At 53.8% G+C, this 15,418-nt stretch carries 10 protein-coding genes; 2 read left to right on the forward strand and 8 right to left on the reverse strand.

From position 1 onward, the window contains the following. The first annotated feature begins 144 nt into the window (after positions 1 to 144). A complete protein-coding gene (locus PUT07_RS07715) occupies positions 145 to 1,086 on the forward strand; it encodes a DNA-3-methyladenine glycosylase family protein (RefSeq protein WP_274467250.1) in 942 nt (313 codons plus the stop codon). 24 nt (positions 1,087 to 1,110) lie between these two features. Continuing rightward, complete coding sequence (locus tag PUT07_RS07720) at positions 1,111 to 1,713, forward strand: DedA family protein (protein WP_274467251.1); 603 nt, start codon at positions 1,111 to 1,113, stop codon at positions 1,711 to 1,713. A gap of 87 nt (positions 1,714 to 1,800) precedes the next feature. Here PUT07_RS07720 and PUT07_RS07725 read toward each other — a convergent pair whose 3' ends face one another. The 8 genes from PUT07_RS07725 to PUT07_RS07760 all read right to left on the reverse strand — a co-directional run bounded on the left by PUT07_RS07725 (position 1,801) and on the right by PUT07_RS07760 (position 15,343). Then, complete coding sequence (locus PUT07_RS07725; protein WP_274467253.1) at positions 1,801 to 2,649, reverse strand: hypothetical protein; 849 nt, start codon at positions 2,647 to 2,649, stop codon at positions 1,801 to 1,803. Between the two features lie 103 nt (positions 2,650 to 2,752). Further along, the gene (locus PUT07_RS07730; RefSeq protein WP_274467254.1) at positions 2,753 to 3,976 is read right to left on the reverse strand and encodes a multidrug effflux MFS transporter; all 1,224 of its coding nucleotides are present in this window, start codon (positions 3,974 to 3,976) and stop codon (positions 2,753 to 2,755) included. Positions 3,977 to 4,296: 320 nt separating this feature from the next. Continuing rightward, positions 4,297 to 7,866: an OmpL47-type beta-barrel domain-containing protein gene (locus PUT07_RS07735; RefSeq protein ID WP_274467255.1), complete on the reverse strand. Its 3,570-nt coding sequence runs from the start codon at positions 7,864 to 7,866 to the stop codon at positions 4,297 to 4,299. Between the two features lie 777 nt (positions 7,867 to 8,643). Next, complete coding sequence (locus PUT07_RS07740) at positions 8,644 to 10,278, reverse strand: helix-turn-helix domain-containing protein (RefSeq protein ID WP_274467256.1); 1,635 nt, start codon at positions 10,276 to 10,278, stop codon at positions 8,644 to 8,646. 2 nt (positions 10,279 to 10,280) lie between these two features. Continuing rightward, positions 10,281 to 12,068 carry a cache domain-containing sensor histidine kinase gene (locus tag PUT07_RS07745; protein ID WP_274467257.1) on the reverse strand — a complete coding sequence of 596 codons (1,788 nt, stop codon included), beginning with the start codon at positions 12,066 to 12,068 and terminating at the stop codon, positions 10,281 to 10,283. An 82-nt stretch (positions 12,069 to 12,150) separates the two neighbouring features. Then, positions 12,151 to 13,494 carry an ABC transporter substrate-binding protein gene (locus tag PUT07_RS07750; RefSeq protein WP_274467258.1) on the reverse strand — a complete coding sequence of 448 codons (1,344 nt, stop codon included), beginning with the start codon at positions 13,492 to 13,494 and terminating at the stop codon, positions 12,151 to 12,153. 124 nt (positions 13,495 to 13,618) lie between these two features. Further along, on the reverse strand, positions 13,619 to 14,446 hold the full coding sequence (locus tag PUT07_RS07755; protein ID WP_274467259.1) for a carbohydrate ABC transporter permease: 828 nt from the start codon (positions 14,444 to 14,446) through the stop codon (positions 13,619 to 13,621). Between the two features lie 18 nt (positions 14,447 to 14,464). After that, positions 14,465 to 15,343: a carbohydrate ABC transporter permease gene (locus tag PUT07_RS07760; RefSeq protein WP_274467261.1), complete on the reverse strand. Its 879-nt coding sequence runs from the start codon at positions 15,341 to 15,343 to the stop codon at positions 14,465 to 14,467. Between the last annotated feature and the right edge of the window lie 75 nt (positions 15,344 to 15,418).

Here is a 15,418-nt window from a genome sequence, read left to right on the forward strand (position 1 = left end):
CACCTTGATGTTTACAAACTCAGTATACCCAAACGAATTCGCTCTTGTAAGGGCTGCGAGATGAGAAAGCAAGATTACGAAAGCCGCTTTCGGCGATAATAGCGGAAGGGAAGCCCCCATCACCTATAATAGGAGACATATACGATGCCGTCATATCAGCCAGGAACACTGCCATGGTGCGAGCAGACAAGCACGCTTACTTTGCCGCTACCTGCTATTTTCAATTACGAGCACAATCTCGGATACTTAAGCCGTTCTACCAATGAGTGTCTATTCCATGTGGATAACTCCGATATTTACAAGCTCCTCCCCGTTGGGGATAACCTCGTGCTGATCGCTGTCAACAGTCCGGATAATAAGGAGCTGCACATTCGCATCTTGTCCGGTCCGGAGGACCTCTCAAGCCCGCTCCTGCATGAGGCGATAGCCCGCTATGTGTGGGGGTGGTTCGACCTCGAGACCGACCTGGAGCCATTCTACGAGCTGGCGGGCAGCGATCCTCTCCTCAGCCGGGTCACGCAGGACTTCTACGGGCTGCGCCTGCTCGGCATCCCCGATTTGTTCGAGGCGATGAGCTGGGGCATTATCGGGCAGCAGATCAATCTAACCTTTGCTTATACGCTCAAAAGGCGTCTTGTTGAAGCATACGGCACGCCGCTTACCTGGCAGGACCGGACATACTGGGCGTTCCCCGCGCCGGAACGGATTGCCGGACTGGCCCCCGAGGCTTTGACCGCTCTTCAATTCACGGGGAAGAAAGCCGAGTACTTGATCGGCGTCGCCCGCCTGATGGCGGAAGGCACCTTGAGCTTAGAAGCTCTGCTGGAGCGAGGCGATTATGGAGCTATGGAGCAAGAGCTGCTGAGCATCCGGGGCATCGGCCCTTGGACGGCCAATTATGTGCTCATGCGCTGCCTGCGCAATCCCGCCGCTTTCCCCATTGCGGACGTCGGCCTGCACAACGCGCTTAAGCATGTGCTGGGCTTGGAGGCCAAACCGACCCTGCCGGAGATTCGCCGGCTGGCCGAGGGATGGAAAGGCTGGGAGGCCTACGCTACATTTTACCTATGGCGTGTTCTATACTAGCGCTTAGAAGGAGCGACGATCACCGTGAAATTTCTGGGATTAATCGAACAGTTATTCGCACAATACGGGTATTTGGTTCTGCTGCTCGGACTGCCGCTGGACGTCATTGCACTCCCGATCCCGCCGGGGAACACGACCATGACCTATACCGGATATTTGGCCTATAAAGGGGTGCTCCGATGGGCGCCGGCTATGGCGGCGGCATGGGTTGGATCGATCGTCGGGATGACGATCACGTATTGGATCGGATATAAGCTGGGGACACCGATCATCGAGCGATTCGGCAAGCTGCTGTTTCTGAAGCCAAGCCATCTGGAGAAAACGCGCAAATATTACGAGAAATACGGCAACAAACTGCTGCTGTTCAGCTTCTTTCTGCCCGGGATCCGGCAGTTTATTTTCTACTTCGTAGGCATTATACGCATTCCGTACCGTATTTTTGCGGTATACGCTTTTACGGGATCAGCCCTATGGGTAATCGTTTTTTTCGGGATCGGGTATGTGTTCGGAGATCAGTGGCATGCCATATTCGTATGGGTCGAGCAGTTCATAATGTATGCGATGATCGGTTTATGCGCCGTGCTGGCGGGGGTTCTTTTGTTCAAATGGCGGAAACGGTTCATATGAGGGATATAAAAAAAAGGTTGCCTCTTTGGTCTTGTCAGATCGAGAGAGGCAACCTTTTTATATGGAGCGGTTACACTGATGGGGCGGTTACGTTGATGGCGTGGCCGTTGGGGCTGGGGCCGGCGTACCCGGTTGGCCCGGCTTACCTTTGAACTTAAAGCCTTCATGGCCCGGCTTCGCTTGCGGCGCGCCGCCTTTGCGTTCGACGAAGCTTTTGAGCTCGTCGGTTAAATTGTCCTTCAGCTTAGCGATCAGCTGATCTTCGGTGATGCCCTTCTCTTGGGCAATCTCGGCAAGCGACTTGCCGGCTTTGCGCTGCGTGTTCAATTCTTCTTCAGAAACGCCTAGAATCTCTGCAATTTCCTTGGAGCTGCCGAAGAATCCGCCGCCGTAAGGTGCTGGCGCGGAATGGCCGAAGCTCATCACTTGCGGCTTCATCTCGATGACTTTCTTCAAGCGGTCAGCGAGACCTGCTTTCATTTTGTCCGCTTGTTCTTGCTTGATTTTCCCGCTGCTGAGCGCAACGTCAATTTTTTTCGTTTCGGCTTCCGTTAGTTTCGCCAAGAGCGCCTCTTCCGTCAGATTCGCTTTCTCCTGGGCAATTTGGACGATCGTTTTGCCTTGTTTGATCTCCTCTTTCAGCACAGTTGGGTCAATGCCCAAGATAGCAGCGAAATCCATTGCGCCGCCTTTGTTGCCGAATTCGAATCCGCCCTTGACCGGTCCGCGGCCGTGGTCTTGGAAGCCGTGGCCATGGAAGTCTTTGGAACCGCGGAAATCTTGGCGCTCTTTCCCTTTGTCTTTCTGCGGCGCAGGTGTGGCCGTACCGCTTGTTTCGTCCGCGAATACCAGGTTATGCTGAAGCGCGAGGCCGCCGCCAATAAGCAATCCAGCTGCGAGCGTGCCGACCAACACTTTCTTAGGAATAAGCTTCATCGTTGAACTCCACCTTTTTCATGAAATGGACTATTTTCCTTCAGTATAAAGGGTAATTGTGAAGGAAATTTGAAGCGCTTCATCCATTTCGCAAAAAAATCGGTTATGCCGCTTTCTTCTCCTTCGTCATCAGCACAAAGCTGAGTATAGCCCCGATTTCCATGCAGGCAATGATGATGCCGAGCGGAACCGCCGTATGGCTGCCTCCCAGTCCCACTACAGGCGCAATCAAGCCCCCGATGATGAACGAGAGCAGTCCGAGCAATGCGGCGGCGCTGCCTGCCGTCTTCCCTTGCTTCTGCAGCGCCAGGGATGTCGTCGCTACGGATACCGGGCCGACGCTGGATACGATGAAGAAGAAGGCGATCAGAATAGCCGGCAGCCCCGCGCCCAGCAGCGTCGCGATAAGCAGCAGCAGGCCGCCGAACGCGGCCATGGCCAGCCCTCCGGCGAGCAGACGGGGGTCGCTCACTTTGCCGGCGAGTCGGCCTGTCACCTGCCCGGCGATGATGACGCCCAGCCCGTTGACGGCGAAGCAGACGGAGAACATTTGCGGCGATACGCCGAAAATGTCTTGCAGCACGAACGGCGAGCCGGAGATGTAAGCGAACATGCCGGCGAAGACGAGCCCTTGCGTCAGTGCGTAGCCCATGAACAGCCGGTCAGTGAGCAGGCTGCGGAATGTGCGGAGCGTATTGCCGAGTCCGCCCTTGGAGCGGCGCTCCGGCGGATGCGTCTCTTGCAGCCCCCATGTGGCGGCTGCAAGCATCAGCAGGCCGATGGCACCGAGGACGAGAAATACGCCGCGCCACGAGGTGAACTGCAGAATCTGCCCCCCGGCTATCGGCGCCAGAATGGGTGCAGCCCCGTTCACCAGCATGAGCAGGGCGAAGAACTTCGTCAGCTCTACCCCCTCATACAGATCGCGGACGATCGCCCGTGAAATGACGATGCCGGCCGCTCCTGCGAGTCCCTGCACAAAGCGCAGGCCGAGCAGCACTCCGATGGACGGCGCGAGCATGCAGAGCACGGACGAGACCGCGTACAGCACGAGCCCGATCAGCAGCGGCATCCTTCTTCCCCGCACATCGCTCGCCGCCCCTGCAATGAGCTGGCCGATGGACATGCCGAGCATGCAGGCCGTGAGGCTCATTTGGGCCAGCGAAGTGCTGGTGTGAAGATCGCCGGCCAGATCCGGCAGCGCCGGCAGGTACATATCCAGCGAGAGCGGCCCGAAGGACGCGAGCGCTCCGAGCACGAGCACCATCCATAACCGGCCGCTGCGCCCTTTGGCGAGCCCGGCTTGGGAGGCCATTCGATTAGACATAAGAATCACAAACTTTCATTTTAGTGTAGTTCATATAAGCTATCACTGCGGTGTATTTTTGTCTAGATATTAGGCAGATTAACGCGACGAAGCACATCCCTTCAGGCTGCGTGTGCCCCCCCTCCTCCTGAATCTATATGAAAATTCATATAGATTTCCCTCAAAAAAGGGCAAAGTCGATAATTCTATTCGAACAATAGCGCACATTTCGGCTTTTTGCCGAAATCCGGGTACATATCAAAAGAGCCCCTAACAACCAACGGTTGTTAGAGGCTCCCTCGGCCCGCTTCATCCAGCAGCCTCGCTGCCTAAAGGACCGACTACTTCGTCACGCGAACCGTCACCTTCTCGCTAGAGGTAACGCCCCCCGCATTGACCAGCTCGCTGCGGTACTCATACACGCCAACGCCACGGCCCGTTATCGCCGTAACCGCGTTTTGCGCGCCAGGCGTAGCCGCTGTTAGCGCCTGCGTGTCGATCAGCACGCCGTTCTCATACAGGCGGTACTCGGTGGCGTTCGTCCCCCACCACATGTTCATGCTCACCTTGTAGCTGCCGTCGCCGTCCCAGTTGTCCTGGGACAATACCGGCTTGCCCGGTGCGGCATCCGTTACCTTCACGACCAGCGGAGAGCTGGTTGTCGTGCCGAAAGAATTCGTAAGCTCACTCGTATACGTATAAGTGCCGTTCGCTTTGCCTTTCACTTCCACTTTGGCCGTTTGTGCGGCCGGCGATGCGTCAGTCAACGTTTGCGTATGAATGAGCACGCCATTCTCGTACAGCTTGAACACGGTACCGTTATTGCCCCACCACATATTCATCGTCACCGTGTAGTTGCCGTCTTTCAATCCAGTCGCATGTCCGCTGTTATCGGACAGCACCGGCTTGCCGGGTACTCCGACGGACAACGGCTTCACCACCGTGATTGTCACGGCGTTCGTTTGCACGGTCACTCCATTCAAAGTAACAGCAGCCGTAAGTGCCGCCGAACCTTCCGCCACCGCGCTCACTTTGCCCTGGGCATCGACCGTCGCTACAGCCCCGTTGCTAGTGCTGTACACGACGGCAGCCCCGCTCAAATCCGCAGGCGCTCCATTGCTTAACGTGCCGGCCACATGCGCGGACGTCGTATCGCCCGGTTTCAGCGAATTCGCGTCAACAGACAGCGTCGCTTGGTTTAGCTTGACTTGCGTCTTCACTTGAAACGGCACAGCCGCTGTCACCATGTTCCCTGCCGCATCAGTTACACGGTACTCTACCGTGTGGGTGCCTACAGCCAAGCTGCCGGCCGCAAGCGTCTGACCGCTGCGAATAGCTGCTCCGTCAAGCGTCAATGCCTCCTCTGCCACACCGGACAGAGCATCTGTGCTCGCCAATACGAAAGTCAACGCATCCGCTTCCGTTACATCCCCTACTGCATGACCGGACTGTGTCAGCACGGCTGCCGGAGCCGTTTTGTCCAGCTTCACGACCAGCGTTTTCGGAGTTTCCGCATTCCCCGCCGTATCCGTGGAGAAGTAGCCGAACTCATTCGTTCCCTCTGCCTGAATGACCACCGGCGCCTCATAGGCTGCAGCAGTCCCGCCATTCACGCTGTATTGCGTCGTAACGGCACCTGCACGATCGTCCGCCGCCGTCAAGGTAACCGTAACATCATCTTTATACCAGCCTGCACCGTTCGGCTCGCCCGACAGCACAGCCGTTGTCACAGGCGCTGTGGTGTCCGCAGCAGCCGTAAAGTCGCTCAGCCCTCTTGGCTTCAATTGAAATACGCCTTTGAAAATCGCAGCGACACCGCGGATATTCACCGTTTGGCCCGCTTGATACGGGAATGAAGTCAAGGTCAGACCTGTCCGCCCATCTACGCGGATATGGTTGCTCACATCCCCTTTGACCGCATCGAATTCAAAAGATCCCGCCGGCGTCGCACTGATGATGTTCGTCACCGTTACATCGCTAAGCTCGACCAGCTGCCCCTGATTATCGTTGGTAACCGCCGTCACCGGCACAGGCACCGGAAGCGCCGATACGCCGGTCTTGGCAATCGCCACCGGGTCGGCCAGCTCCAGCTCCGTATTAAATACCGCCGTGGAAGCCGTTATTTTCACCTTATCTCCTTGATGGAAGCCGCTTTGGCTCTGGAACACATAAATACCGGCGGATTCATCCTGCAGGTAAAAAGCTTGACCGCCGAACGCACCCGGCTCCGTCGTCACAACGCCCTCCACCGTCACCAAAGTGCCGGTTGATTGACCGCGGGCTTCCGAGATGGATATCTGCTCCGGAATCGGGTTCTCCTCTCCCGGCAGCGGCTCGGCCGGAACGTCGCCGAGAGTAACCGTCTCCGTTTTCAAATTCGTAGAACCTTGACGCAGGCGCAAATTCGCCGATCCTGCCGTTCCCGCCTTCACGCGAACGGTCAAGTCCTTGGACGCATGCCCGTTGATATCCGAGGTCACGGAGAATGAAGTACTGTAGCCGTAAGCCGTCGGCCATGTGCCGTCCGCATTCTGGACCTGTCCAACCTGGGTTCCCCCGGCCAAATAAATCCCTACATTCAAACCCGAGACGGTCGTAGACGGAGGCAAATTATCCACGGCCACCCGCAGTGGGAATTCCACCGCATTCGGCAGCGTCGCCTGGTGTACGAAGCTGTACGCTGCGCTAGCCGTCGCCGCAGGTCCGCCATAAGAGCCCGGTTTGAACGTGCTGCGGTCATACCATTTGTAACCGGCATTCGGCGCAGCCCAAGGCTCGGGCTGCGGCTCCGTGGAGGCAGCCGGCGCTTCGAACGGAAGCAGCGCTGTCGGCTGATCCAACTGCATGCCGCTCACTTCGGAGAAGCTCGTATAGGTTTCTTTCTTCGCCAGCCAATTCACCATATTGACGAGCAGGACGCCGTCGTCCACTTCTTTGAAGCCGTCATACGTCGTCTTCTTCGCGCCCGTATCCTCGCGCAAATATTTCGGCGTCGCATCCTCAACCGGCGAAGAGTCGCCGATGAAGCCGGCCTTCCCTGCGCCTGCTTTCGCTATGGCGACAAACGGGCCTTCGGCCACGCCGCCGCCGTTATATACCCCTTGATCGACCGCATTCGCCCATGCTTCGTTCGTTTGCGGCAAATATACGATCCCTTTGGCCTTGGCAGGATCGATGATAGCCAGTGTGGAACCCGCATGCATGGCTACACTGGATACCCCCGCCGTAATGCCGAACGATTGCTCCGGCGCAACGATCTGGTTCGCGTTGATATCGCCTAGCGCGTTATAGCGGAACCTCAGGCCGAACTGCGTGGCCAGCCAATCGGAGCTGGCGACGTCCTGCATCGCCGACGATGAGGCTTCTTCCGCGCTCATGCCGCTGGCCGGGTTCGTCCACGCGCCACGGCGGTAGCCGTTAAACACCTCGGAACCGTCCCAGCGGTTCTTATTTCGATCGGCATTGTAATGATCGCCGATGAAGAAAATACTGCCGCCGCCCTGTACATACTGCGCCAGGGCATCTTGTTCGCTAGTCTTGTAAGGAACATTGGACTCCGCAACGACGAAAACGTCGTAACCGCTCAAATCGCTGAGTGTGATCGGTGTTGTTTTGCGCAGCTCCTTGACATAATAACCGTCGTTCGCTAATGCATTGGCAAAATCGGAGAACGCTCCGTCGATAACCCAATCCGCCGCTCCGGCCGTTTGTTCGTGGGTGTTGTCGAAGAGCACTTTCTTCCCTGCGTTTTCATTGACCACCTTCGCTTCGATGAAAGGTGCCGGATCCGCCGGCCCTTCCGCCATGACCGCCTGCCAACTGCTCGTCGCCAGCACTTGCAAAGGCAGCGCTACCGTCAAGGCTAATGCGACTTTTAACGCTTTTGCTTTCCACCCTGCTTTCCTACGCATAACAATTCCTCCTTAGCTTTTCTAAGACAAGACAAGCTGTATGCCGCCCCTTATTTTACCATGGTTCAAATCGGCGCAGTGCATTTTTTTTGTAAAGATAAGGGAATTTGTGCAAGACTACAAAGGTATTCGGTTTTTTGTCGAAGTACTCGAGTTGGCAAACCGTCAGTATGTTGACTTCCGTTCGCAAAACTCCACTCTTAGCACAAGCATAAGCTCACGAATATCACCTTAATTTACATGTAATCGCTTACACAAATATCCAAGAAAGCTGAGACCAAACTTCGTGTTCCGACTCGAAGTCATCAACGCCTCCAACTCAGCATCAACGAAGAGCGACGCGACTTTACGTGAACGAACTACTGATAGAGTTACCATCCTAGCAAAAAAGAGCTTCCCAGCGTAGATGCTTCTACGCAAAGAGGCTCCTTTGCTTTGCACATATGTCATACGCTCACTTAAGCGGAAATACAGGTCGCTATTTAAGCGAAATCAGCTCTTATCAGCAACGAGCGGAAATACAGGCCCTTATTAGCCCGATCAGCCGCCGAATACAGCCGAAACCGCTCAAATAGCGAATCGTATTTCCTCTTCCTCGCCAAATCGGCTGTTTTGGGGAGAATAACGGCTTATATTTCCCCTTAATGGGTTCCCCACACCCAATCTGGAACGTAAGTTTTGTGATCACGAACGGAATGGGTTGCGCTTGTTTCCGCTGTTCCGCTTGTTCCCGCTGTTCCCGCTGTTGTCACCATTACTGCAGCCTGACATCATAAACTACGACGACGGCTGAGTCCCCTTGTTATGCCCCCGGAACGCATTGGGCACGATGCCCGTATGCGCCTTGAACAGCTTGCCGAAATAGTTTTTATTCTCATAGCCAAGCATGTCGGCGATCTGTTCCACGGTTTTGTCCGTAATCTCCAGCAGCTCCTTCGCCTTCTCCATCTTCATCCGCGTCACGTACTCCACGAAATTCTCGCCGGTTTCCTTCTTGAAGAGCCGGCTCAGATAGCTCGGATGCAGGTGCAGATGCGCGGCGGCATCTTCGAGCGATATTTTCGTATGGAGATGGTTGTACACGAACCGTTGGCACTCCAGAATCTCGCGGTTATGCGACTCGCGGTACACCTGTCCCGCCCACTGGATCGCCTGCCGCAAGTAATCCTTCAGCCACAGCTCCAGCTCCCGCACGGACGACAGCTCATGCACGTCATGGTGCAGCAGCTCGGAGGAGAAGGTCGACTGGTAATGCTGCAGGGACTTGAGGCGCATCCGCACATCGAGTATCATCTTCAACAGCCATTCCTTGACCTCCATAGGCCGAAACCGGTGATACTGGATGAAATCGATCCATTTGGACACTGTGCTGTCGATCAAGTCCGACCGTTCGTCGAAGACGACGCTGCGGAACTCATCCAGCGTCTGGGCGTATTCCGCCAACAGCAGCCCCCCGTCGCCGAATCCTTCCCGGATATGCTCCAGCTTCACCACCGAGCTTTCCGGCAAATAAAAGCGGGAACTCCGGGCTTCAGCCATTCGCTTCAACTGATCCTTGAGCGAACGCACATCTTTGGCCGGGCTGCCGGTAAGGAAAGAGAAGGAAATCTTGGCGAATTGCTGCAAGCAGCTTTGCAAATGGCGCAGCGTCTGCTCCATCTTCTGGGTATTGTTAACGTGAATGCTGCCATAGTGCGGAAATAACAAAACAATTTCACCCGTATCGTACGTGAACAGCGTCGTCTCCTTCTGGTCCACCAGCAGCTCTTCAATGATATTCTGCACCGTGTAGTCGAACAAATCTTTGGATTGGAAGCGCTGATTCGCCTCCTTCACCCGGTTGGCGTAACCGAATACAGGAAGCAATCCGTGCTGCCCGAGCCGAATGCCGAACCCTGCCGCCTGCTGAATCCACTCCTCCGAATCGAACAAAGGCTCATTCACCGTGCTTCGGATAAATTGACGCTTCGACGAGCTCCGGTGGAGCGCCGCTTCTTTCTCGAGCTTGCGGCTCTTGGAGAGCACGTTATCCTCGGCATCCAGCTGCTCCTTCAGCCGCGAGAGCACCTCGGAAATATTCCCGACATTCATCGTTTCCTTCAAAATATACTCGCTCACCGATAGCTTCATCGCTCTCTGCGCGTAATGAAAATCGTCATGGCAGGACAGAATGACGGCCTTCACATGAGGGTCCTCCTCACGGAGGGAGCGAATAAGATCCAGCCCGTTCATCTCCGGCATGCCGATATCGCTGATCAGCACGTCCGCTTTGGCCCGCCGGCCCGCCTCCAGCGCTTCCAGCGGGTTCTCGTAGGTTCCCGCCAGACGAAACCCTAATTTATCCCATGGAATCGCCGTGCTCAGGAATTCAAGCACAGGCAAATCATCATCCACAATCATAACGGAATACATCGTTACCCCTCCTTCCCAATCTGCTGCGGGAAGCGCAGCAGAATCCGTGTTCCTTGATCCGGCCCGCTCTCAATCTCATAATCGAAGCGATGGCCGTAAATGATACGCAGCCGTTCAAATACGTTATGCAAGCCGATCCCCGACAAGGACGGACTGCGCGGCACATGCGGGTGGTGCGCCGGCACCGACACGAGGTGTTGGCGCAGCTCCGCCAGACGCTCAGGAGCCATACCGACACCGGAATCCCTTACCTCCAGCTGCAGCCGTCCGTCCTCGATGATTCGCGAGGCGATCGTGATCGTGCCCGGCTTGCTCTTCAGCCCGTGAATGTACGCATTCTCGATCAGCGGCTGGAGCAGGAATCGCGGTATTTCAATCAGCAGCGTATCGGAAGCCGCCGAGATGCGCAGCTCCACCCGGTCCCCGTGCCTGGAATTCAGCAGCCGGACGTAATGCTCGATAATCTCAATCTCTTCATGCAGCGGGATATATTCATTATTGCGATTGATCGTCATCCGCAGGAGTGACGACAAGGAGGAGATCAGCTCCGCATTCTCCGAATCGCCTTTCATCATGATCTTCAAGCGGATGGAATTCAGCACGTTAAATAAAAAGTGCGGATTGATTTGCGCCTGCAGCATCGCCAGCTCCGCCATTCGCTTGAGCTCCTGTTCGCGCCGGTTCTCCTCCAACATCAGCTCGATGCGGTCGATCATCCGGTCGAACACATAGCCGAGCCGTCCCACCTCATCGACACCGCTGATGTTCGACCGTTCGCCCAGCTGCCCGGATTCGATCCGTACGACCGTCTGGACAAGCCGCGCAATCGGCTTCGTAAGCGTACGCACCATATACAGCAGCACGACGGCAAATAAAACTAAGAAAAACAGCTGAACGAAGAAGTCCGTCTTGCGGAACGATTCGATTTTCTGAGCCGCCGTTTTGTAAGGGCTCATGTTGACGAGCTGCCATTCCGGCGTCACATGGCTGCTCAGCAGAATATAATCTTCGCCTGCCACCTTGACGAACGAGGAGCCGTCCTCCTTCGGCAGCTGGTCGAAATACGGAAACGGTGTGCCGATCGTGGAGGAATCCTTATCGACCAGAATGCGCCCCTTCTGATCGACGATCGCCATGATTTCATTATTTTGATATTGATTGAATAAATCTTGCAGCACGCGGGGTTCCAGCCCAACGATCACATACCCGTAGGTGACGTCGTTCTTGCGCAGCGGCTTGGCCGCCGACAGCAAATACGGCTGATTCGTCTCCTGGCTGTAGTTCGGCTCAGCCCCGATCCATTTTACATTATAACCGGATACTTTCTCCACATCGCCAAACCAACTCTTCTTGAAAAAATCCTTCGGATCAAATGCAAAAGTCGTATAGGAGGCCACATACTCCTGATTCGGAAGCAGCACGGTCACATTAATGTTCCCGAAGGGATCAATGACGGTGGTCATTCGCTTGGCGATCGTTTGCTTATATTGCAGAACATCACCTTTATCTGTTCCCTCATTGGCCTTGCCTAATTCCCGAATGGACGGCTGCAGCTCCTCGTCGAATTGAATGAAGTTCATCACATAAATCATATTCTTCATTTGGCTGTTGACGATTTGACTGACAATCCGCATCGATTCGCGCGAGGTTTCCGTTACCTGCGTCCTGACCGCATCGCGAGTGAAGAAGTTGGATACGTTCATGGAGACCAGCGATGGCAGCACGAGACAGACGAGAATCGTGAGCACCAATTTATTGCGTAAAGATAAGGTTCGAAGCCAGCCCGGCACCGCGTTCGCCTGCCTTTCGGAAAAATGGGAAAAAGAGGGGCCCAGGGCCACCTCTTTTCATTATACCAGCAATCGCGATTGCTTACTTGGCGTTGCTCTTACGGATATCTTCGATCTTCGTTTTGGCAGTTTGGATCGTTTTCTCCAAATCTTGTTTGCCTGTCAGGAACAGCTCAACTTGCGTCAAGTACTCTTTCTCTTGCTGCAGAGCATAAGTCGGAGGAACAACCAGTTTCGTCGCCTTGTTCACTTTCAAAGTAGCCAGCAAGGAGTCTTTATCGATCATAGCCACTTGTTCCGGTTTGCCGCTTTTCAGAATCGCATCAACGTTCTTGTTGATATCGGCTTTTTTCCAACCGGAGAAGAACAGACCTTGCGTTTGGATCCCTTCCGTTGTGTACCATTTCACGAAGTCATAGGCAGCTTGCTTGTTCTTGGAGTTCGCGGCGACACCCATGAAGTCAGCGCCTACTTCAGTCAGACCGTTCTCAGCCGTCGCATCCGATTTCGGATACGGTGCGAACACAGTTTTGAATTTCGCATTCTGGGAAAGCTCGCCCACCATCCAGTTACCTGTTGCAAGCATCGCTGTTTTACCGGCGTAGAACACGTCACGGTAAGCCATTTTTTGCGATACGACTTCGAAGTAAGGTACGGATGTTTTGTCCACGTTCTCCATTTTGTTTCTCAGATCAAGGGAGTAACGGACTTTCGGGTTGTCGATATTTTGGGTACCGTCGGATTTCACGAGGTACGGATTCTCCATATCGTTGTTAAGCGCTAGCAGGGCGTAGTCTTTCCAGTTGTGGAAATAAGAGCCGTATTGCTTGGCGGCGCCTTCGCCTTTTGTCATCTTTTTCGCATATTCCGCGTATTGATCCCATGTCCATTCCGTTGGAACCGGAAGCTTCGCTTCATCCAATTTGTCTTTGTTCAGAAGAACGAACCATTCGATCATTTTACCTGGAAGAGCGTAGTACTTGCCGTTCACGACTGGATCCAGCTTATATTCGTCCTTCACCACGATACCGTCTTTTTTCAGGTACTCATCAAGCGGCTCCAGGATGCCTGCGCCTACACGCTGTGCGAAATCGGATGCGCTGGAGTACATCACTACGTCCATTTGCTCGCCGGAAGCAGCCAGAAGATCAAGCTTCTTCATCCCTTCTTGGGAATCGCCTTTCTCGGACATGCTTTCATAGACGACTTTGACTTCCGGATGCAGCTTGTTGTAAGCCTCTACCGTCGCATTCCAGTTGCCTTGAGCTTCCGTGTACCAAGCTTGTACTTTAATCGTTACCGGAGCTTTCGCTCCGCCCGCAGCATTTCCGCTATTAGCCGCAGGCGTTTCACTTTTATTACCGCAGCCTGCAAGCGCAGCACTGATGGCCAACACGCCGCTAAGTACTAATAAACTCTTTTTCATAGGAACCCCTCCACAAATAAGCATTTTGTTTGAAAACCTTTACATGACCGATCGTATCAAACTTGGGGGGAGCACACGAGGCACTTTTTTAACCTCATGCACTCATATTTTGACATCTTTCGACTTAGCCTTTCACGCCGCCCATCGAGATTCCTTCGATAACCTGCTTCTGACCGATGATGAAAATAATCAGCAGAGGCACGATCGCGGATACAGATGCCGCCATGATCAGCGAGTAGAACTCACCGTTCAAATCGGCGAAAGACCGAATACCTAGCGGAAGAGTGAATAAGTCTTTGGTTCTCAGGAAGATCAACGGGTTCTGGTAGTCGTTCCATGTCCAGATGAAACGCAGGATCGCATATGTCGCGATAGCCGGACGAACAAGCGGCGTACAGATCGACCAGAAAATCCGGAGATGGCCGGCACCGTCGATCCGTGCGGACTCCATGTATTCATCATGAATACCGAGATAGAATTGGCGCAGCATGAATGTGCCCAGTACGCTGAAGGAACCTAGCAGAATCAAGCCGAAATGGCTGTCGAACAAGCCAATCCAACGGAACAGAAGGAACTGTGGAACGAGAATCGCTTGGCTCGGAATCATATAGATCGCCAAGATAAGAACGAAGAGTCCGTTACGGCCGCGGAACTTGATTTTGGAGAAAGCGTACGCCGCCATGGAAGACAGCAGCACGGATAACGCCGTCGTCAGTACCGAAACCTTAATGGAATTCCAATAATACAGGGAGAATTTTGTTTCCCAAACCGCTTTATAATTTTCAATCACATTCCAATGCTGCGGGATCCACTGGATCGGATAAACGAACACGTCGGCTTCCGGCTTCATAGAAGCGGAGATCATCCAGAGGAACGGCGACATAAATAGTATGCCAATTACAAGCATGACCAATGTAAGGAGAATTTTTTTCAACTTTTGATTCTTGTCCATCGGGTTTTCCTCCTCCTCTTAGTAGTTCACCCATTTACGCTGTCCGACCCATTGCACCAATGTAATCAGAAGGACAAACACCAGAAGCACAATAGCCATGGCAGACGCGTAACCGGATTGCAGGTTAATGAAGGCCGTTTCGTATAAGCGGTAAACAACCACGCTCGTGGAATTCGCCGGACCGCCGCCTGTGAGGACGGAGATGACATCGAACGCTTTGAATGTGCCGATAATCCCGGTCACGAGCAGGAAGAACGTTGTTGGCGATAAGAGCGGTACGGTGATGCTCATGAACTGCTTGAATTTCGATGCTCCGTCAATGTCCGCAGCCTCGTAGAGATCTTTGGGAATCGACTGCAGGCCGGCCATGAAAATAATCATGTTATACCCGATCGAGATCCAGATCATAAGACCCATCACGCAGTACAGTGCGAAGTCCGGATCTGCCAGCCATTTCGGCGGATTCGCGAAGCCCATGTCCATCAAAACTTGGTTAATCGGGCCGTAAGTCGGGTGGAAAAGCACTTGGAACACAATCGCGACGGCAACGACGCTCGAAATGTACGGAATGAAGTAAACGACTTTAAAGAAATCTTTCAAATAGATTTTCTTGTCGATGAGGACAGCCAGAATCAACGAGAAAATTAACGTCAAAGGAACGACGATCATTAAGATCATGTTATTTTTCAGTGACAAGAGGAAGACGGTATCTTTGAAAAGCTTGATAAAGTTATCTAATCCGAGAAACTTCACCTTGGAGAAGCCGGCAACGAAGTTCCAGTCCGTAAAGCTCAGAAAGAAGGATGCAATAATAGGAAATAACGTGAAAATGAAGAGCCCGAGTACCATTGGAGCGACAAAGGCATATCCGGTCAGATCCTCACGAATCTGCTGCATGGAGATTTTCCTTTTTACTTTTGGTGTAGAAAGGGTGCTCGAGTGTGAGTGTGTATGTGTATTGTTGGCCATCTT

The sequence above is a fragment of the Paenibacillus sp. MAHUQ-63 genome, assembly GCF_028765165.1.
Taxonomy (GTDB): Bacteria; Bacillota; Bacilli; order Paenibacillales; family NBRC-103111; genus Paenibacillus_E.

Bases quoted from the DNA above. Each gene is read 5' to 3' on its own strand.
- PUT07_RS07715 (WP_274467250.1), top strand. From the start codon at position 145: ATGCCGTCATATCAGCCAGGAACACTGCCATGGTGCGAGCAGACAAGC.
- PUT07_RS07725 (WP_274467253.1), bottom strand. From the start codon at position 2,649: ATGAAGCTTATTCCTAAGAAAGTGTTGGTCGGCACGCTCGCAGCTGGA.
- PUT07_RS07730 (WP_274467254.1), bottom strand. From the start codon at position 3,976: ATGTCTAATCGAATGGCCTCCCAAGCCGGGCTCGCCAAAGGGCGCAGC.
- PUT07_RS07735 (WP_274467255.1), bottom strand. From the start codon at position 7,866: ATGCGTAGGAAAGCAGGGTGGAAAGCAAAAGCGTTAAAAGTCGCATTA.
- PUT07_RS07740 (WP_274467256.1), bottom strand. From the start codon at position 10,278: ATGTATTCCGTTATGATTGTGGATGATGATTTGCCTGTGCTTGAATTC.
- PUT07_RS07750 (WP_274467258.1), bottom strand. From the start codon at position 13,494: ATGAAAAAGAGTTTATTAGTACTTAGCGGCGTGTTGGCCATCAGTGCT.
- PUT07_RS07755 (WP_274467259.1), bottom strand. From the start codon at position 14,446: ATGGACAAGAATCAAAAGTTGAAAAAAATTCTCCTTACATTGGTCATG.
- PUT07_RS07760 (WP_274467261.1), bottom strand. From the start codon at position 15,343: ATGCAGCAGATTCGTGAGGATCTGACCGGATATGCCTTTGTCGCTCCA.